General features: G+C 36.2%; 14 protein-coding genes. 4 read left to right on the forward strand and 10 right to left on the reverse strand.

Going from position 1 to position 19360, the window contains the following annotated elements:
* Window positions 1–62 precede the first annotated feature (62 nt).
* Window positions 63–3479, forward strand: a complete 3417-nt coding sequence (locus ABVM53_RS07445; RefSeq protein WP_405330749.1) for a hypothetical protein — start codon at window positions 63–65, stop codon at window positions 3477–3479.
* Here ABVM53_RS07445 and ABVM53_RS07450 read toward each other — a convergent pair.
* From ABVM53_RS07450 to ABVM53_RS07465, 4 genes are all read right to left on the reverse strand, one after another.
* Window positions 3476–6484, reverse strand: a complete 3009-nt coding sequence (locus tag ABVM53_RS07450; RefSeq protein WP_405330750.1) for a GEVED domain-containing protein — start codon at window positions 6482–6484, stop codon at window positions 3476–3478. The genes ABVM53_RS07445 and ABVM53_RS07450 overlap by 4 nt on opposite strands.
* Window positions 6485–6580: 96 nt before the next feature.
* On the reverse strand, window positions 6581–8119 hold the full coding sequence (locus ABVM53_RS07455) for a glycine--tRNA ligase (protein ID WP_405330751.1): 1539 nt from the start codon (window positions 8117–8119) through the stop codon (window positions 6581–6583).
* Window positions 8120–8168: 49 nt separating this feature from the next.
* Window positions 8169–10205 (reverse strand): glycoside hydrolase family 65 protein, encoded by a 2037-nt coding sequence (locus ABVM53_RS07460; protein ID WP_405330752.1) that lies wholly within the window; start codon window positions 10203–10205, stop codon window positions 8169–8171.
* A 79-nt stretch (window positions 10206–10284) separates the two neighbouring features.
* Complete coding sequence (locus tag ABVM53_RS07465; protein ID WP_128756184.1) at window positions 10285–11166, reverse strand: hypothetical protein; 882 nt, start codon at window positions 11164–11166, stop codon at window positions 10285–10287.
* A gap of 54 nt (window positions 11167–11220) precedes the next feature.
* Between ABVM53_RS07465 and ABVM53_RS07470 the strand changes: the two genes are divergently transcribed.
* The gene (locus ABVM53_RS07470; RefSeq protein WP_405330753.1) at window positions 11221–11895 is read left to right on the forward strand and encodes a ComF family protein; all 675 of its coding nucleotides are present in this window, start codon (window positions 11221–11223) and stop codon (window positions 11893–11895) included.
* A 102-nt stretch (window positions 11896–11997) separates the two neighbouring features.
* Window positions 11998–13614: an Ig-like domain-containing protein gene (locus tag ABVM53_RS07475; protein ID WP_405330754.1), complete on the forward strand. Its 1617-nt coding sequence runs from the start codon at window positions 11998–12000 to the stop codon at window positions 13612–13614.
* A gap of 13 nt (window positions 13615–13627) precedes the next feature.
* Here the strand turns inward: ABVM53_RS07475 and ABVM53_RS07480 are convergent, their stop codons facing one another.
* The 6 genes from ABVM53_RS07480 to ABVM53_RS07505 all read right to left on the reverse strand — a co-directional run bounded on the left by ABVM53_RS07480 (window position 13628) and on the right by ABVM53_RS07505 (window position 18206).
* A complete protein-coding gene (locus ABVM53_RS07480) occupies window positions 13628–14398 on the reverse strand; it encodes an amidohydrolase (protein ID WP_405330755.1) in 771 nt (256 codons plus the stop codon).
* 170 nt (window positions 14399–14568) lie between these two features.
* Window positions 14569–14766 carry a cold-shock protein gene (locus tag ABVM53_RS07485; RefSeq protein ID WP_028377208.1) on the reverse strand — a complete coding sequence of 66 codons (198 nt, stop codon included), beginning with the start codon at window positions 14764–14766 and terminating at the stop codon, window positions 14569–14571.
* 87 nt (window positions 14767–14853) lie between these two features.
* Entirely contained in the window at window positions 14854–15126 is a 273-nt protein-coding gene (locus ABVM53_RS07490; RefSeq protein WP_405330756.1) for a hypothetical protein, read from the reverse strand.
* 81 nt (window positions 15127–15207) lie between these two features.
* Complete coding sequence (locus ABVM53_RS07495) at window positions 15208–15870, reverse strand: hypothetical protein (protein ID WP_405330757.1); 663 nt, start codon at window positions 15868–15870, stop codon at window positions 15208–15210.
* 1 nt (window position 15871) lies between these two features.
* Window positions 15872–17662: a chloride channel protein gene (locus ABVM53_RS07500; protein ID WP_371455353.1), complete on the reverse strand. Its 1791-nt coding sequence runs from the start codon at window positions 17660–17662 to the stop codon at window positions 15872–15874.
* Between the two features lie 133 nt (window positions 17663–17795).
* A complete protein-coding gene (locus tag ABVM53_RS07505; RefSeq protein ID WP_128756191.1) occupies window positions 17796–18206 on the reverse strand; it encodes a BrxA/BrxB family bacilliredoxin in 411 nt (136 codons plus the stop codon).
* A gap of 305 nt (window positions 18207–18511) precedes the next feature.
* Here ABVM53_RS07505 and ABVM53_RS07510 point away from each other — a divergent pair, with 305 nt between their 5' ends.
* Window positions 18512–19258: a TerB family tellurite resistance protein gene (locus tag ABVM53_RS07510; protein ID WP_405330758.1), complete on the forward strand. Its 747-nt coding sequence runs from the start codon at window positions 18512–18514 to the stop codon at window positions 19256–19258.
* The last annotated feature ends 102 nt before the right edge of the window (window positions 19259–19360 follow it).

Genomic DNA, 19360 nt, shown 5'->3' on the forward strand with positions numbered 1-19360 from the left:
TACATATCGGCTAGCAAATAGAATCTGCCAACTTTATTCTTTTTCATGTAGTTTTATACCCGATGCGCAACCTTGCTTGTATATTTCTATTCTCATTGTGCTTAAGCGGTTTTGCTCAGGAACGCGAATCTGGTTTATCAAGAACTAAAAAGCTTGCCGTTAGAGATACCATTCTTATAGATTCGGTAAGTATAAATCCTTATTTATTTAAAGTTTCTACTCCAGACTGCATTGTAATAGATAGCACTATGTATTCTGTAGACTATGGTGTCTCTAAACTTGTACTAAAGCAAATTGATAACCTGCCAGATTCCCTTGTATTTAATTATCGTGTTTACCCACGTTTTCTTACTCAACGTTATTTTGAATTTGATCCAGACAAGACTGTAAATAATTCGGGTAATCTTGAACGTGTTTATGCCTTAAAAGAGGAAAAGTATTCCAAAACGTTTGTGCCTTTTGAGGGCTTGGATGTTTCTGGAAGTTTAGTGCGGGGAATAACGAGTGGTAATAATCAAAATAGTACTCTTAATAGTGAATTAGACCTGCAGATTTCTGGAAAATTAAGTGAGCGTGTGTCTTTACGGGCGTCACTTCAGGATGCTAATATTCCGCAGCAAGACGGTGGTTATTCTCAGCGCTTAGATGAGTTTGATCAAATTTTCATTGAGCTTTACAGTGATCACTGGAATATACGGGCGGGGGATATAAATCTTGAAAACACCACTTCCTACTTCGGTAGATTTAATAAAAAAGTGCAAGGTTTATCGCTACGTGGTACCTTAGATCATGACAATTCTGAAACTGATCTATTTGGAGCAGCTGCACTCGTTAGGGGTGTGTTTACACAGAGTCGATTTAATGGACAAGAAGGAAATCAAGGGCCTTATAAACTCACAGGTCCTAATGGAGAGTTGTATGTACTTATCGTAAGTGGTAGTGAACGCGTTTATGTAAATGGAGTTCTTTTACAACGTGGTGAAACTGCCGATTATGTGATTGATTATAATGCAGGCGAGCTGCGTTTTAATCCCACATTTCCTATTACCAGCGAAATGCGTATTTCGGTAGAGTATCAGTACAGCGAACAAAATTTTACAAGATTGGTTGCTTATGCAGGTGGAGGTCACCAGACCGAAAATAATAAGCTACGCTTAAAAGCACACGTATATTCTGAAAGTGATGCTAAAAATCAGCCGTTATTACAAAACTTGAATACAGATCAGGTAGATGTTTTACAGCAGGCAGGAGATAATCCCTCATTAATGTTTGCGCCTAGCGTTAATCCCGAAACCTACAACGAGAATAAAATATTATACCGCAAAGAGCTACGTGATGGAAAAGAGGTGTATGTTTTTTCAAATAATCCTGAAGACGAATTATATAATGTTCGTTTTAGTCAGGTAGGTCTTAATTTAGGTGACTATCGATTAAGTTCGAATACAGCGATAAGTCGTATTTATGAATATGTAAGTCCTGTGAACGGAGTTGCGCAAGGAGATTATGCTCCAGTAATACGCTTATTTGCTCCTACTCAATTGCAAATGGCTGTTGTAGAAGGTCTTTTTGCTCCTACAGATAAAACTGCAATTGCTTTTGAAGGAGCAGGTAGTAAGAGAGATCTCAATTTATTCTCTGAACTCGATGATAGTAATAATACTGGATTTGCCGGTAAATTTGATATACGACAGCGCATACTCAAAACAAAATCAAAGTATTTAGATGCCTATGCTACTATAGATTATATACAAGATGATTTTGAAAACATAGAACGTACTTATGCAATTGAATTTAGCCGGGATTGGAATTTGCCATTTACTACTCTCGGTGATCAATCCTTAATTACTGGGCGATTACACTATCAAGATTCTACACGTGCGTTTGTAGATTACCGGTTTGAAAATCTCAACTTCGGAAAAAACTATAATGGTGTGAGAAATAGCATTATTTCAAACTTTAAAATTAATAAGCTTCAAACCTTTATAAATTCCAGTTTTTTAAAAACTAGATCAGATACTTCAGAAACCTCATTTTTAAGACTAAACGCTACCAGTGTTTATGGCTTTAAAAAATCTTGGATAGGCGCTAAGCTAAGTGCAGAAAGTAATACTTTAAAGCAAAAACCTTCAGGAATATTAGATTCTTTGAGTCAGCGTTATCAATCGTACGAAGGATTTATAGGACGTGGTGACAGTACGCAGGTTTTTGTAGAAGTAGGTTACAGATTTAGAATTAACGATAGTTTACGTAATACTCATCTAGAGCGTGTAAATCATAGTAATACCTATTATTTAAAATCTCAGTTGGTTAAAAATGAGCATACATCTTTAGGGCTTTTTATAAACTATAGGAAGTTGATTTATGAAGAAAAAAATAGGCAAAATGAACAATCGCTAAACTCCAGATTGTTGTTTGATCAACGTATTTTTAATTCTATTTTACGGTTGAACACCTTATTTGAAACCAGTAGCGGCACCTTACCACAGCAAGAATTTACATATGTAAAAGTTGATGAAGGTCAAGGTGTTTATACGTGGATAGATTATAATGGAGATGGCGTTCAACAGCTGCAAGAATTTGAGGTTGCACAATTTAATGATGAGGCCGATTTTATAAAAGTACTCTTACCTAATCAAATTTTTATTAAGACCCATCAAAACAGATTTAGTCAGTTGGTGACATTAGACTTTCAACAGTGGAGCGGAAAATTAGGTTTTAAAAAGTTTGCTTCTCATTTTTATAATCAAACTAGTTATTTAATTGATCAAAAAATCTTGAGAGCGGGCGATTCATTTGATTTAAATCCGTTTGATGAGCGTGAAGATGCATTGGGTTTAAACGTGAATTTTAGAAACACGCTATACCTTAATCGCGGAAAGCAAAAATTTACGACAAGTTACACGTATTTAGCAAATACGACACGTAATCTTGTTTCTCTAGGATTACAAACCTCTACTTTACGCAGCCACCAATTTAATTTTTTACACAAAGTGAAACAGAGTTACCTCATTAATTTAAAGACAGATATTGGTACAAATGCCAGCACTTCTGAAAATTTTGAACAGCGTAATTATGATTTAACCCGTGCAGAAGTAAGTCCGAAAATATCCTATTTGATCAATGATAATTCTCGAGTAGAGGCATTTTACAGTCTCGCAAGTAAAGAAAATCTGCTGGGTGATTTTGAGTTTTTGAAAAAACAGGATTTCGGGATTTCTTTTTCATACAGCAATTCTGCTAAAATTTCTTTGAGCGCTGAAGCGAAATATATCAAAAACGAATTTGAGGGTAGTGCGTTTTCACCAGTTGCATATCAAATGCTTGAAGGACTACAACCTGGTTCTAACTTTACGTGGACGACTCTAGCACAGAAGCGATTAACAAAATTTCTGGATCTCAATGTAGCCTACTTCGGTAGAAAAAGTGAAACTTCCCGTACAATACATACGGGAACTGTTCAATTAAGAGCTTTTTTTTAGCGCACTACAATCTTTTTTGATTGGCCTCCTTTGCTGTTTCCAATACGTACAATATACACTCCACTCGAAGCGTAAGACATATCCAGATTATATTTAAAACTTCCGTATTCATTTTCAATCCAGTTTTCAGCAAGCTTTTGACCTGAAACTGAAAAAACAGAAAGCGCCATTTTATCCTGTATTTCTGTAGTACTAAGTGAAATTTGAAACTGATTTTTTTCACGTTCAATTACAACCAGCTCCCCATCAGGAAATATATTCTCTTCCACAGACAAACTGTTGAAAATACGCACGCTCACATCTGTTATGCGACCATATGCGATATCATCACAGGGATCTATTAAATTGCCGCCAAACTCACTGTCTTTACTGCGTAAACGCATTCTATAGGTGCCTAGATTAACTCCCTCAGGTAATTCAATTGTAAAAGGGGTGTCCCGATTTGAAAGCGCTATAATATCATTAGAAACCAACTCTGAAGATTCAAATGTGCCATTATCGTTGAGGTCTATAAAAATAGCATACGATGTATTTTCAAAACCAGCCTGAAGTAAACCAGTATATGGGTTGCTTTGAATATCAAGATCAAAAACCGTGTCTGTATTGTTGCTATATCCTGAATCTGTACAGGTTGTATTAAAGATAGTTCCTTCTAAATTTATTTGAGTAATACCATCATCTGCCAGGGTGCAGTTTGCAACAGGCATACAATACGAACTCGTAATTTGAGAAGAAATACTATTATTTGAGTTGTCACTATCGGTAGCTAAATCAGTTCCGGTAACAACGGAGTACGTTCGCAATTCTGAAAAATCGATAGGAGTATTAAAAGTATAATTAGCAACCGATTCTGCAGCGATACTGGCAGTAAATGTTTCTGTAATACGCGAACCATTGTCCACCTCATAGTAAACAGGAAAATTTGTTTGTGCAGCAGAGCCAAAGTTTGTGATTTCTACGGTTAAGTTTTCTTCAGCACTCAATGGTGTTTGCGATTGCGGAGCTAATAAGGCAGTCACACCGAGATCATTTTGCCATAAATTTGTTACGGTTTGCTCTACCGAATCGTTGCTGGGATCTTCATCTGAACTTAACCCGGTTGATGCGCTCAATGTATAGGTTTGCCCGATACTTGATAAATCTGCTGTTTGTGTAAAAGTGTATGTAGCAGACTCGTTAAAAGCAAGTGTTCCCGTAAAAGTTTCTGTAATTGTAGCACCATTAGCAATTGAATACGTAACCGGAAAATTAGACTGGCTTGCTATTCCTGCATTCCTAATTGTAATAGAAATTGATTGAGCAGATGTAAGTGCTCCATCTTCAGGATTATCTATTGATACCACTTGAACATCATTTGTAAAATCTGGTGCCAATTTAAAGACACCTATAATGTCTTTACGCTGGGTATTAAAATATTCAGAAATAAACCAAAAGGTATTACCATCAGCAGGGTCTACCGTAAGATGCGTATAATCTGCATAACGCTCAGAAGCACTCACGCCAGTGCTGGTGGCAATTAAAGCTTCTGGGACAGTCATCTCTCCTAATGGATCATTAGCATATCTTCCTGTATAATTTATAGTGACTGGAGTAGAGGCGCTTACCGTGGTGTATCCCATTCCTATAGTTCCTTGTGAATCTAAGGCCATACTCGCTGCAAATGCATTATTACCGGTGGGTGAAGTATAGGTGCCTTCCTGAAAAACCGACCACGGTTGCCCATCTCCCGCCTGCCTTAATTCGTACCATCTAATTCCGGCTTGCTCTTGACCAGAGGGAGCTACATTTACCGCAAAATTAAAAACAGCAGAATTATAAGTGTCAAATTTTCTAAACTGAGCTTGATTCATAATGGTTCCTTGCAACGCATCGATATCTGGACCAGATGGTTGTGGAAGATTAGAAAATGAACCTCCGTCAAAAACACTATTAAAATCAGAAACTGTGAGAATATTGGGTTGTGAGATTGTAGAACTTTGAGGAGTTGTCCAGTTTACATTTAAATCCCATAATTTAAGATGGTCATCAGCAACTCCAGACCACGAGTCATCTTGAAGATAAACCACTGTGGCAGGGCCGGTAGTTGGAGCCTGAGGACTACTGACATTGAAAAATTGCGGACTAAAAAAACCATTCGTTTGAAGAGTAGGTAGCGGAAACCCTAAAAAGCCAACATTTGCTAAGCCCTGAAGCATTTTTTCCCGTTCCATAACAAAGATGGCATTACTTTTATTTCCTGCGGTGTCTGTGTTTATTATGATATTAGACGTGATGTAATATCCATCGTGCCATACAGAATATTTAGGGTAATCAGGAAACTCCCCAGTTTCAAAACCAGCAGTATAAATATACCAGCCGTCATTTACTGGGTCAGAACCTTTACAAATGGCAATATTTAAACCGTTAACACCACCACTTTGATTGTCTTTTTCAAATTCTGTTATAATAAAGCGATCTGCAGGAGCATCATATAATACGATAGGATCTCCTTCAGTATTTCCTTCAAATAAAGTTCCTAAAGAAGCCTCATCTACCAATAAATTACCCTGTTTATCAAAAATTTTAAAGCCGGCATTCCACGCTGCGACATAGTGATTGAGACCTACCGCCCCGGTAGGATCTGAGGGCGTAAAACGCGAGGTGTTTGCTTCAAAAACCTGAAGTGGCTCTGAAGTATATGATTTTGTTATTTGTTTAGATTTTTCAGTCTTAACAAGCGGATCACCGTCTTTTGGGAATCCTTTTCCCGGTACAACTTGATTTGTAGTACGCCTTTTAGGATTTACCTCTTGAATAACATTAGATTTTACAGGAGTTTGGAAAGTGCCTTTTTCAAGCTGACTACTTAAACTGGGAACTTCTTTCACAAAATTAATCGCTCGTACCATCGACGGACCTTCAATCTGTTGAGCTTTTAAAGAAGCCGAAAAAATTAAAAGAACACCAACTACAGCAATTATTGAATAAGAAGATTTTTTTATCAAAAATCTGTAAACCTGTATCATATCGTATAAAATAGGGTCTTTAAATGTACGAAAGTTAATAGTATACGGATTAAAAAAAGCCCCGTTTTGGGGCTTTTTATAAATGATGAATGATGTTTAAGACTTCATCCAATTTTTAAAATCAATTTTATCGTGAAGAATAGTATTCAATTCTGAAATTTTTACTCTTTTTTGCTCCATTGTATCACGATCACGTATGGTTACGCTATCATCTTCTAGCGTGTCGTGATCTACTGTAATACAAAAAGGAGTTCCTGCAGCATCTTGACGACGATATCTACGTCCTACAGCATCTTTCTCATCGTAAGTAACATTAAAATCCCATTTAAGGTCGTCTATAATCTTACGAGCTATTTCTGGCAATCCATCTTTTTTAACTAACGGTAGAATAGCAGCTTTTACAGGAGCTAAGATAGCCGGTAATTTTAAAACTGTACGTGTAGAACCATTTTCTAACTCCTCTTCCTCAAGAGACTGAGAGAATACGGCGAGGAACATACGATCAAGTCCTATTGATGTTTCAACAACATAAGGAACATAATTTTCATTCAACTCCGGATCAAAAAATTGAAGTTTTTTACCTGAATGCTCTTCGTGAGCTTTAAGGTCAAAATCTGTACGACTATGTATTCCTTCTAACTCTTTGAAACCAAAAGGGAAGTTAAACTCGATATCTGCAGCAGCATTTGCGTAATGCGCAAGTTTTTCGTGATCGTGAAAACGGTAATTTTCTTTACCTAATCCTAATGATAAATGCCAGTTAAGACGTGTTTCTTTCCAGTGCTCATACCATTTTAATTCCTCTCCCGGACGTACAAAAAATTGCATTTCCATTTGCTCAAATTCACGCATTCTAAATATAAATTGTCGTGCAACAATTTCATTTCTAAATGCTTTACCGGTTTGTGCAATACCAAAAGGGATTTTCATCCTTCCGCTTTTTTGAACATTTAAAAAGTTTACAAATATTCCCTGAGCTGTTTCTGGTCTTAGATACAAATCTGTAGCTGTCTCTGCGGAAGCTCCTAGTTTTGTACCAAACATTAGGTTGAATTGACGCACATCTGTCCAGTTTTTAGAACCGGTATCAGGATCTGCAATCCCTAATTCTTCAATAAGAGCTTTAACGTCTGCCAGATCTTCTGCCTCAAGAGAGCGAGCCATACGTTTAAGGATGGTGTCTTGCTCTTCCCGATATCTTAAAACTCTAGGATTTGTACTTACAAATTCAGCTTCATCAAAAGACTCTCCAAAACGTTTTTTTGCTTTAGCGATTTCTTTTTCAGCTTTCTGATTTATTTTTTCGGCATAGTCTTCTATAAGAACATCTGCACGGTATCTCTTTTTAGAATCTTTGTTGTCAATAAGAGGATCATTAAAAGCTTCAACGTGACCCGATGCTTTCCACGTGGTAGGATGCATAAAAATAGAGGCGTCAAGGCCTACAATATTTTCATTCATTTGCACCATGCTCTTCCACCAGTAATCTCTAATATTCTTTTTAAGTTCAGCTCCATTTTGACCATAGTCATAAACTGCGCTTAAACCGTCATATATTTCACTACTGCCAAAGATGTAACCGTATTCTTTAGCGTGAGATATTACTTTCTTAAAATGATCTTCCTGTTGTGCCATTTACTTAATTCTCTATTTAAACGTTTTTATCTGCTTCTAATAATTTTGCCTATCGATCTATGCGATATGTTTTTTTATCTGGGCCTACTCCTTTTATTGTCAATGATTTCCATTGTTTAGGTAGTATAGGGTTTTTCTGAACGATTCCTTCTTCGGTAAAATCTAATCCTCCAAAACCAAACAATACTGTCTGTAACATACCACCGGCTCCGGTTGCAAAGTATGAAAAATTTGACGTTGCTACTTCAGATAAAGCACCAAATGGCTTCTGTTGATTAGGCTCATAACTTTCCTTGTAAAGACTGTATGCTTTATCTACATCACCAGCTCGTGCATAGAGTACTGCAAAGATAGATTTTCCCATTGCCGGACCTTTCTTAGATAATTTTGGTTCGTAATACTTTAAGTCTTTTAGGATGTCTTCTTTATCATTTACGATATTCAGTGGGAAGGAAAGCAGATTAACATCTGCCTGTTTTATAATCGCCCCAGAGTAAGTCTTATTCTCTTTTGTGGTCCCATCTTCAAATTTATGTATCACTATATTATTTGCAACATTTTCCCAAGCTGGATTAGGTTCTAAATTGAGCTTTGCGGCAGCAAGCCCTGCATATCTCAAGGCAGTAATTGCAGCCCCGTTTGTAAATGCATTATCATCAATATTTGCGGCATACTCATTTGCACCTACCACATTGTTGATAGAATAACTGCCATCTACATTTCTTTCAGATCTACTTACCCAAAAATCTGCTACTTCTTTAAGTAATGGATAGCCTTTATCTGCAAGCCATTTTTCATTTTGAGTTACGCGGTAATAATTCCAGAATGCAATTGCAATGTCTGCAGTAATATGATGTTCAAAAGGTCCCGTAAGTGCAAATGGAGGAGTGGCTTCTTCACCGGTGTCGTCACTTTCCCACGGAAACATTGCACCATCGTAACCATAATTTTTTGCTCGTTCCATTGCGGGTGTCAAACGATCTGATCTATAATTTACTAATGATCTGGCGATATCCTGATTAAAAACGAGTAAAGGAGGGAACATCCATAACTCTGTATCCCAGAAAATATGACCGTTATATGGAGTTTGTAATGATAATCCCATAGGGGCAATACTTAAATCTGAATCACCACGCCCAAATGCATACAAATGATACAAAGCTAATCGCACATCTTGTTGCGATTTTAAATCCCCTTCAATAACAATATCTCCTTCCCACAACGAATCCCATAATTTTTGATGTTGAGCAAGTAACACATCTTTAGTGTTTAGAAGATTGTAAATCACCATACGTTCTGACTCAGATTTAGGATCATTAAAATCTTGAGTAGTACATTCTGCAGCCGTCCAGACAAATGCTAAGGGTTGGTCTGGAGTCACAGTTTTATTAAAAGTTAGTGTATTGGTGTAATCTGAAGCTACTTTTTCTATTAATTCTGGGCGTTCATTTTCTCTGGAAGAATTTATAGCATGCCATATAAAAGTAGCAGAGGTACTAACGGTGTGTTTGCCAAATGGAGTTTCTGCTACAGATTGTAAAATAGGCATAGTCGTCTCCATATCTTTTAATACCTCATATTTGTGAGTAGGTTTTTTAAATTCCTTTGGAGTTTCAATTTTACCTGTAACCTTTACATCAATTTTCTTTTTTGCATCAATGTTGATATCAATATATCCGGTGTAGGGCACATTTCTTAAAGCATAGATAGTATAGGATATTTCCGCTTTATTTTTGAAGCTAAATGAAGTGGTGAAAGCCGCCTCTTTCATATTCATATTTTGCTTCCAGTTTGAGATGTTTGCTGCTGTAATCTGTTCCCCATCAATAAATACATCTAGATTTCCAAAATTCATTCCGTGAACGATCTGGCTTACTTTCAGCTCTGGATCTACATCATAAACATTGTTAAGAACCACATGTTGAATTTGAAATGGATCTGGCGATGTAAGCATCCCAATGCGACCATTTGCGATTGCAATACCGGTATATTCTTTATTTTCTGTAGTTGTAATATTCCAAGCCTCATTTTGCGCATTGGTTTTTAACATTGAGCAAAATGCTAAAAAGAAAATAATGTACTTCATAAGGGTTTATTTTAATGCAATGATTAACCGGTAAAAATAAATAAACCCAAACAATGAAGCGTAGTTTTAAATAATTGTTTTACTCTAATTCAAGTACGTCATTACTTAGTAAGCGATCATTTTCAAATAAATTTACACGGTATATCCCTGGAAGGAATTCGTCGATAGGTGGGTTGATAAGTACACAGGAGACCACTTCTTCATTCTGGTAATCTATTTGTTGATAAGCACTATAGATTAAAATATTTTCGCCAAAAGACAGCGATATGCGTTCTCCCATAACATTATTACGCGGATCGATAACCTGAATATAAAAATCGTGACTACCGGGTCTACCAAACTCATTTTCGTTTACGGTATAGCAAATTTCAATTTTATCTATACGACTTGCGCGATCGTTAGGCAGTCTTTTACCACTACGACGAAGGATTACACCCGCAGAATTAAATTTACTTACTGTAAGTTGGGAGCCTTTTGCCAGATCATCTTTCAAAGTATTATTCTGTGATTGTAAAGAGTCTAATTGTACCACACTTTGATCAAACGCAGCTTCTACGGTAGATTTTTGAGAGACAAGTAGTGCATTTGCGAGTAATAAACTATCGGTTTTTTTACGAAGAACATCCCGTTCATTGCGTAAAATACTAAGCTCTCGTCTATAGTTTTGAATAGTTGTTTGCGATGTGGTGGCGTTTTCTAAACGCATTAATAAATTTTGAATGCGTGATCTGGCTTCGCGCAATTCTTTATTCATAAGCTTACTGCTTTCTATTTCAGAATTGTAGGTGGTAAGTAAATCACTCAATTCGTTTTGAAGCATTAATTTCTCTTCTGAAAGAGCAACTTTGTTTGCACTTAACTCCTGATAAAAAGAATAGGTATAAACCCCAAGGCCTACAAGCAGAAAAAAAAGAATACCTATTAGAACCTTTAAAGCATTGTTATTGCGATTAGCACTCATGCAAACGATTTTATATCTTAGTGTGAAGTTATAATTTTTAATCAAAATGAGATAATGTCGCTACTCAAACTCTTTTATCCCGATCAATGTAATGCGTGTGATAATTTGCTAAGTAGCGGTGAAAATCTCATTTGCACTACTTGCAGACACGCATTACCACTTGCTCACTTTCATACTACAACGTACAATCCTATTATAAAATTATTGTACGGTAGAACTTCTCTAGAATTAGCCGTAGCTCTTTTTTATTTTGATAAGAAAACCCGGGTACAGCAGTTAATTCATAATTTAAAATATAGAGGGCAAAAAAAATTGAGCGCCTACTTCGGAATTTGGCTCGCAGAACAAATTATTGATATAGAAGCTTATAAAAATATTGATTGTGTAATACCAGTGCCCTTGCATAAGAAGCGATTAAAATCTAGAGGTTATAATCAGGTAGAAGGATTTGGTAAGGCTATTGCTAACGCTTTAAATAAACCTTATATAGATGATGTTTTATACCGTACCAAAGCTACAAATACACAGGTTTTTCTTAATAGAAGATTTAGAAGTACAGAAGTCATAGGGTCATTTTCTTTGCGTAATGAGGAAGAACTAAAGGGTAAGCATATACTGCTGGTTGATGATTTAATAACAACAGGAGGTACAGTAGAAGGTTGCTTTTTAGCTTTGCAAAAAGCAACAGATATAAAATTAAGTGTCGCGGTTATGGCAATAGCGGTTTAAAAAATAACGTTTAAAGTATTAAGCAGATCAAATAGATTTACAGTCTCCTCGCATAAGGTTTCTATAACTTGTCATTAAAAATAATTGTTACTTTGCGCTGTTATGTTTAGAAAAGGTTTACAACTAGTTATCGTGTCACTACTCTTATTAGTAGTTGTCAATTGTGCAAAGAGAGGAACACCTACCGGTGGACCTAAAGATGTTACTCCTCCTGTTTTAGTAAGTGCAGATCCGCCTAATTATTCTACAAACTTTGAGGGAGATGAGGTGCGTATTTATTTTGATGAGTATATCAAATTAAAGGACCTCAACAAAAATCTTATTGTATCACCACCTATGGATCCCAAGGCATCTATAACACCTTTGGGAAGTGCTTCCCGTTTTATAGACATAAAACTTGTCGATACCTTATTAGAAAACACCACGTATGTATTTAATTTTGGTGAGAGCGTAACCGATAATAATGAAGGTAATCCATTTTCTTTTTTTAAATATGTTTTTTCTACGGGAGACTACATAGATTCGTTAAAGGTAGTAGGTGTTATACGTGATGCTTTGTTACAAGAGGCAGATAATTATGTGACTGTTATGCTTTATGAAGCAGATTCTACTTACAGTGATTCTATTATATATAAAGAAGTTCCCAGATACATTACTAATACCCTGGACAGTTCTAATGTATTTGAAATCACAAATGTAAAAGCAGGTCGCTACAAACTGGCAGCATTAAAAGACGCAGATAATAATTACACCTTTCAGCCGGCAAAAGATAAAATTGCTTTTTACGATACATTTATCGAAGTTCCATCAGATTCAGTTTACGTTTTAAATCTTTTTACTGAAGTATTAGATGCTGAAGTGAGCAGACCTAAACAAGCATCAGCTCAACGAATAACTTTTCCGTACAAAGGGAATCCAGACAGTGTAAAAATCGATTTGCTAAGTTCTCGTCCCGAAGGTTTTAAGAGTCTTATAACCTACAAAAGAGGACAGGACTCCTTGCAATACTGGTTTGCACCAAAAATCGAAACAGATTCTCTAGTATTCAAGACGTTAGCAAATAAGAAAGTTGATACTACCTTTTTGCGTTTACGGAATCTTAAAAGAGATACCTTGCAGGTGAGCGCTGTATCAACGAGTCTAGTTCTAGAAGAAGATTTTATGTTGAATAGTACTATTCCTATAGTCGCTGCAGATTCTTCAAAAATTAAAATACAGCGTAGCGATTCAACCTATATAACTGACTTTAAAACCCAATTGTTTCCGGAAAAACTTCAGTTAAGTTTGAAGTTCGACACAGAGGAAAAACAATCTTATGAAATTGTTATGCTTCCTGATGCATTAACCGATTTCTACGGAAACAAAAGTGATACGCTGAGTTTTAGAGCTACTACTAAAGAATACTCAGATTATGGAGAATTTGATATCACCCTACAAGGCGCTGCCGAAGTACAACATATCGTGCAATTAGTAACAGAAAAAGGCGATGTTAAGCGAGAGCAGATAGGAGTGGTAGGACAAAAAGAATTTAAATTTGATCGTATTGAACCAGGAACTTACTTTGCGCGTATAATCGTAGATCTAAATGCAAACGGAAAATTTGACACAGGAAGTTATTTAAAGCAACGACAACCTGAAGAGGTACTGTATTATCCTAGTAAATTAGATATACGATCGGGCTGGTATCCTAAAGAGACCTTTATTCTTAACCAGGAGTAACTGAATAAATCTGTTATTTTAATTCAAAAGCATCCTGATCTGCCAGAAAATTAAGATGATTACGTGTTTCACTAAGATGTGCCTTTGATAAAGTGGCGAAGATTGTTTTTTCTTCTTCTTTAGCAAAAGCTAAAGTGGCTCCTAAGCTATCATAAATGCCGCTATAGCCATTGTGCTCGTAGTTATTACCATCTAGTCCCACCCGATTAACACCTATGCAATAGCACATATTTTCTATCGCTCGTGCTTTAAGTAAGGTGTCCCAGGCAAAAATGCGCTTCTTCGGCCAATTTGCTACGTAGAGTACTACGTCATAATTAGAAGTGTTACGAGAAAATACGGGAAACCTTAGATCATAACAGACTTGCAAGAGTATATTCCACCCTTTAAAGTTTACGATTACTTGTTTATCGCCGCGTTCATAGATATGATGTTCACCAGCCAGGGTAAAGCGATGTCTTTTATTATAAGTATGAAACGTGCCGTTAGGTTCTACAAAGTAAAACCGATTAAAGAATAGACCATTTTCAGTCACCATTAAACTCCCGGCTATTGCGCTGTTTGTTGTTGCAGCTTTTGATTGCATCCAGCTAAGCATCTCGCCCTCATCTGCAATATGTTGAGGTTTCATACTAAAACCGGTTGAGAACATTTCAGGAAGTACAATAAGATCAATATCTGATTCTAGGGCATTTATTTTGTCATCAAAATACAATCGGTTTGCCTCAGGATTTTCCCATTTAAGATCGGCTTGAATTGCTGCTATATTAAGTTTTTGTGACATAATTAATGATTATAAATCCAACAGTAAATTTAATGATTAGAATATCTATTGGTAATATTAGTAAGTGAGATAATGCGTCATAAACTTAAAAATACGGAATTTGTATAACCAAAAAACCTCACTTAATTTAATAAGTGAGGTTTGGAATCTTAAATATACTTATATATATCTTAGTCGTTTAGCACGCGTACTTGCGCTGCTACCTTACCTTTTCTTCCTTCTTCTTCGATGTACTCTACTTGGTCACCTTCTTCTAACACTTCACCGTTTAAGCCGGTAGCGTGTACAAAGATGTCTTTTCCTGTCTCATCATCAGTAATGAATCCGTAACCTTTTGATTCATTAAAAAATTTAACTGTACCTTTCATTGTAAAATTGTAAAAAATTAATATTGGTACAAAGCTAAGAGATTATACAACATATAGGTTAACTTAATGTAAATAAATTTCTTAAAATTATTGATTTTCAGGTTTTTTACGAGATTCTTTGCTGTCATTGAACTCTCTCATTCTCCTTATGTTATCTTCATCTAGCATATAATCTTTTACTTTTCGATCTTTCCATCGGTGATATAAAAATAAGGGCATAACTATAAAGGAAACTGCAAGAATTGTAAGTCCTAAAAACCGATCCCCGGTAACGAGGTCTTCCGTAAAATAGCGCAAATAAAATCCGTAAGCTAATGTGAGACAACAAATACAAAAAAGGACGATTATGAGATTACGCATATATTATTCTAAATTTTAGACTTCAAAATTAATACTTGAAATTTCATTATTCGATCATTTTTGATTTTAATAGGTTTTGTTTCAGTCCTGATTTTTTTTACAGAAACAAAACTCAATACTAACGCCTAGACCTATAGTGCTGTTATTTTTTGATGGTGGTCTTTTAGTTGTGCTTTCAAAAGAGAGCTTATCAAACCCAGACCCTAAATCCATTAGCGTATACGTCAAATAGACTGAGGTTAGAAAACGCTCGTTATTATCAAAATAAAATTCGACCCCGGTAGACAAGTCAAACCAAGAGTTATAGTTCTTAGAATTAATACGCTCCTGAAGTGCTAAGCGGGTGATATCATCTTCTGTTTTGTAATAAGAGCTCTCAAATTTTACATCTCCAAAACTATACTCCGGCCAGATAAATAACCAGGCATCTTCGGGTTTTGTAAGACGTATTTTTGCTCCAACAGTAAACACATTCCCTTTATACTTGCTGCTTATAAGTTCTTGATTAGTTTCATTAAAAAAAGACACATCATTGGGATTACCAAATATTCTTTTAAAACCAATCTTTGGAGAAATCCAGTAGGTTGAAAATAAACTTACTCCTAATGCCCCATCTGCAAATATATTATCTTCAAAACCGGTATGTCTAAATGTATTAACCTTAGCAAAGACAGCTGGTTCTAGATTTTGAGAAAAACTTATAGTAGCATTTAAAAAGAGATATAGAATAAATAGTTTTTGCATATTATTTACGGGAAAAACTCACCAGCATACGACGATATGCAGTTAGAAGTTTAGATTTTGAGATGAAACCATGGTATTTTCCGTCTTTAATAACAGGTAAATTCCACGCGCCACTTTCCTGAAATTTACGCATTACTACTTTTGCAGGATCAGATTCTAGGTAAATATATTCTGGAGCAGCGTGCATTAAACTTCCTATTCTGGTGGTGTCATACAATGTGGCGTCAAACATAATTTCTCGTATGTCGTCAAGAGTTATTACACCTACTAATTCATCATCTTCATTAACAACAGGAAAGAGGTTACGCGCAGATTTAGCAACAGCGTTTTTAACCATTTCTCCTAAGGTCATTTCGGGTCTCACCCGTATAAAATTTGATTCTATTACGTCATTTACATTAAGCAGTGTAAGTACAGCTTGATCTTTATCGTGTGTGATGAGTTCGCCTTTAAGACCCAGCTCCATACCATAAACCGAATGCGGTAAGAAGTATTTATTAATACCGTATGCGATTGCAGCAGTAACCATTAAAGGGATAAAAAGCCCGTAGCCGCCGGTAATTTCGGCAATCAAGAAAATAGCAGTTAAGGGCGCGTGTAAAACGCCTGCCATTAGGCCTGTCATTCCCACAAGCGTAAAGTTTGTTTCAGAAATATATACCCCATTGAGGCCGAGATTGTTTATGATCTTTGCTAGGCAATTACCCATAACACTACCCATAAACAAAACAGGAGCAAAAATACCACCTATACCGCCGCCGGCGAATGTAATGGCAGATGCGATTACTTTAAAAAACACGAGTCCCGCAAGAAGAGCAATTACTACCCAAACATTATCGAGATAATCATTAAAAAAAGTTTCTCCGAGTGCATTTACAGCTTTACCATCTAGTAATTCATTAATCATATCAAAACCTTCACCATAAAGAGGAGGAATTAAAAAGAGTAAAATACCGAGAGAGCCTCCGGCAACCATTAGTCTCACTAATGCAGAATCCCATCTTTTATACAGCTTACTTGTTTTAAAATAAGCTTTACTAAAGTATACCGATACCAATCCTGCTACTACTCCTAGAATCATATAATACGGGAAATCTCCTATGGTAAATGCATCTTTAAGTTCAAAAGGTAAAATAGTATCTGAACCAAAGAAAAAATAGGAGGTAAGTATAGCAGAAAGTGATGCCAGTAAAAGTGGCATTAAGGATAATAGGGTGAGGTCTAGGCTAAATACTTCTACAGCAAATATAATTGCTGCTATAGGGGCTTTAAAAATACACGACATAGCTCCTGCAGCTGCACAGCCCAAAAGTAACGTTCGGTTAGCCTGATCCATATGGAAAATGCGAGATAAATACGAGCTTATTGCAGCACCGGTCACTACAGTGGGGCTTTCTAAACCTACCGAACCTCCAAAACCAACTGTAATGGGAGCAGTAAGCAGGGAACCGAATATTTGATAATTTTTAAGCAAACCCTTGCGCTTAGAAATAGCTCTTAAGGTCATAGGAACCCCGTGGCTCAACGGATTTCTAATCACATATTTTACGATAAGCACGGTTATAGCAAGACCTATAATAGGAAATAAAAAATAGAAACCATACCTGTAGTTTTCTACAAGTTTACCCTCTAATAGAAGTTGTATGATGTGTGTGATATTCTTTATTAAAACGGCGCCAAGACCAGCAAGTAATCCTGTAAGTACAGCCAAAAAATAAATGAATGTTGTTTTTGAAATATGCTTGTAACGCCACGCGTGAAAGCGGTGTAATAAAGGTTTTTTACCAGGCATAGCATTTATAATTTTAGCGATTCAAAAGTAAGAGGAACTAATGAAACTTTTATAAAAATCGCCGTTAATTATAAACAGGCAAAAAAAAATCCCTGCCGAATGGCAGGGATTTTTTTTATACATCAAATGCTAATTAACAATATTCGTTAAAAGCATCAATAAGATTTTCTGCAATTAGATTTGCTGGACGTCCTTCAATATGGTGACGCTCTAACATGTGTACTAATTCACCATCTTTAAAAACGGCCATAGATGGAGATGAAGGAGGAAAAGGTACCATAAAGCTTCGTGCAAGATCTGTAGCTTCACGATCTACACCTGCAAATACAGTATATAAATTGTCTGGAGTTTTAGCATTTTGAAGTGCCATACGGGCTCCCGGTCTAGCATTAGCTGCCGCGCAACCACATACCGAATTCACTACTACTAATGTAGTTCCTTCTTTCTTCATAGCTGCCTGTACATCTTCTGTTGTATGTAATTCTGTGAAACCTACAGAAGTAAGGTCTTCACGCATAGGTTTTACTAATTCTGCTGGATACATAAGTTCTTTTTTAATTTAAGGTTACAAAGATACAAAATAATAGTCGGGCACTTTTTCTAAACCCTACATAGCGCAACTTGTTTTTTTAAACTTGTGGCGCAACCCTCCGGGTCAGGCTTTCAGCCGTCGCTGTATCATCTACTTCTGGCAGATGAAACGAGCTCCACAAGGCTTCAATCCTTTGCGCATGCCTAAAACAGTAACATTTTGTCATATTTACAGACTCACATCTTGCAAAGGCTTTATTTTTGCAGCGCAAATAAGTATTCCTTATTAGGGAATACTCAAGTACTAAAGAAATTTTAATGATTAAATATATAGGAGCTGTAATAGGCTATGCATACAGAGGAATAATAGGAGCAATAGCAGGTTATCTTATAGGTTCACTTTTAGATAGTCTATTTTTTAAAAATAATAAAACCACAACCGGTGGGAGCAGATCACCCTTTAGCTCATCAGAACAATCGGTAACCCCGGGTGATTTTGAACTCAATTTACTTTCGCTTTGCTCAATAGTTATAAAAGCAGACGGGCAGGTAAGTCAGCGGGAGATGGATTATGTGCGGCAATATTTTGTACAGGCTTACGGCAAAGAGCGTGCTAATGCAACATTTAGAACATTTAACGAGGTAATTAAAAAACGGGAAATAAGCGCGCAACGTATATGTGCTTACTTAACTCCGCGTACGCGCAGAGAAGTACGTCTGCAAATTGTACATTTTCTATTTGGTATAGCGCAGGCAGATGGTTCTGTATCGGTATCAGAAGTAGATCAGATTTCGCAAATAGCAGGATATCTTCAATTAAGCAGAGGTGAGTTTGAAAGCATAAAAGCTATGTTTTTCAAAAATGCAGAAAGCGCCTATAAGATTCTTGAAATTGAAAAGTCTGCTACAGATGCAGAAGTGAAAAAGGCTTATCGGAATATGGCAAAAAAATACCATCCAGATAAATTGCAACATATGGATGAAGCTTATAGACAAGGAGCAGAGGAGAAGTTTACTAAAGTTCAGGAAGCATACGAGACAATTCAAAAAGAACGCGGTATGTAATAGTGCTTCTTTTTTTAGTTTTCTTATTGGCTATCAGTTGCCTAAACATTAACAGAATGTTATGTGTTAATATTCAGGCAATTATACTTTAAAAAATACGTT

It is taken from the genome of Leeuwenhoekiella sp. LLG6367-2.1 (assembly GCF_045055775.1).
GTDB lineage: Bacteria > Bacteroidota > Bacteroidia > Flavobacteriales > Flavobacteriaceae > Leeuwenhoekiella > Leeuwenhoekiella aequorea.

Coding starts and splice junctions, on each gene's coding strand:
- ABVM53_RS07445 (WP_405330749.1), top strand. CDS start 63: ATGCGCAACCTTGCTTGTATATTTCTATTCTCATTGTGCTTAAGCGGT.
- ABVM53_RS07450 (WP_405330750.1), bottom strand. CDS start 6,484: ATGATACAGGTTTACAGATTTTTGATAAAAAAATCTTCTTATTCAATA.
- ABVM53_RS07455 (WP_405330751.1), bottom strand. CDS start 8,119: ATGGCACAACAGGAAGATCATTTTAAGAAAGTAATATCTCACGCTAAA.
- ABVM53_RS07460 (WP_405330752.1), bottom strand. CDS start 10,205: ATGAAGTACATTATTTTCTTTTTAGCATTTTGCTCAATGTTAAAAACC.
- ABVM53_RS07465 (WP_128756184.1), bottom strand. CDS start 11,166: ATGAGTGCTAATCGCAATAACAATGCTTTAAAGGTTCTAATAGGTATT.
- ABVM53_RS07470 (WP_405330753.1), top strand. CDS start 11,221: ATGTCGCTACTCAAACTCTTTTATCCCGATCAATGTAATGCGTGTGAT.
- ABVM53_RS07475 (WP_405330754.1), top strand. CDS start 11,998: ATGTTTAGAAAAGGTTTACAACTAGTTATCGTGTCACTACTCTTATTA.
- ABVM53_RS07480 (WP_405330755.1), bottom strand. CDS start 14,398: ATGTCACAAAAACTTAATATAGCAGCAATTCAAGCCGATCTTAAATGG.
- ABVM53_RS07485 (WP_028377208.1), bottom strand. CDS start 14,766: ATGAAAGGTACAGTTAAATTTTTTAATGAATCAAAAGGTTACGGATTC.
- ABVM53_RS07490 (WP_405330756.1), bottom strand. CDS start 15,126: ATGCGTAATCTCATAATCGTCCTTTTTTGTATTTGTTGTCTCACATTA.
- ABVM53_RS07495 (WP_405330757.1), bottom strand. CDS start 15,870: ATGCAAAAACTATTTATTCTATATCTCTTTTTAAATGCTACTATAAGT.
- ABVM53_RS07500 (WP_371455353.1), bottom strand. CDS start 17,662: ATGCCTGGTAAAAAACCTTTATTACACCGCTTTCACGCGTGGCGTTAC.
- ABVM53_RS07505 (WP_128756191.1), bottom strand. CDS start 18,206: ATGTATCCAGCAGAATTAGTAAAACCTATGCGTGAAGACCTTACTTCT.
- ABVM53_RS07510 (WP_405330758.1), top strand. CDS start 18,512: ATGATTAAATATATAGGAGCTGTAATAGGCTATGCATACAGAGGAATA.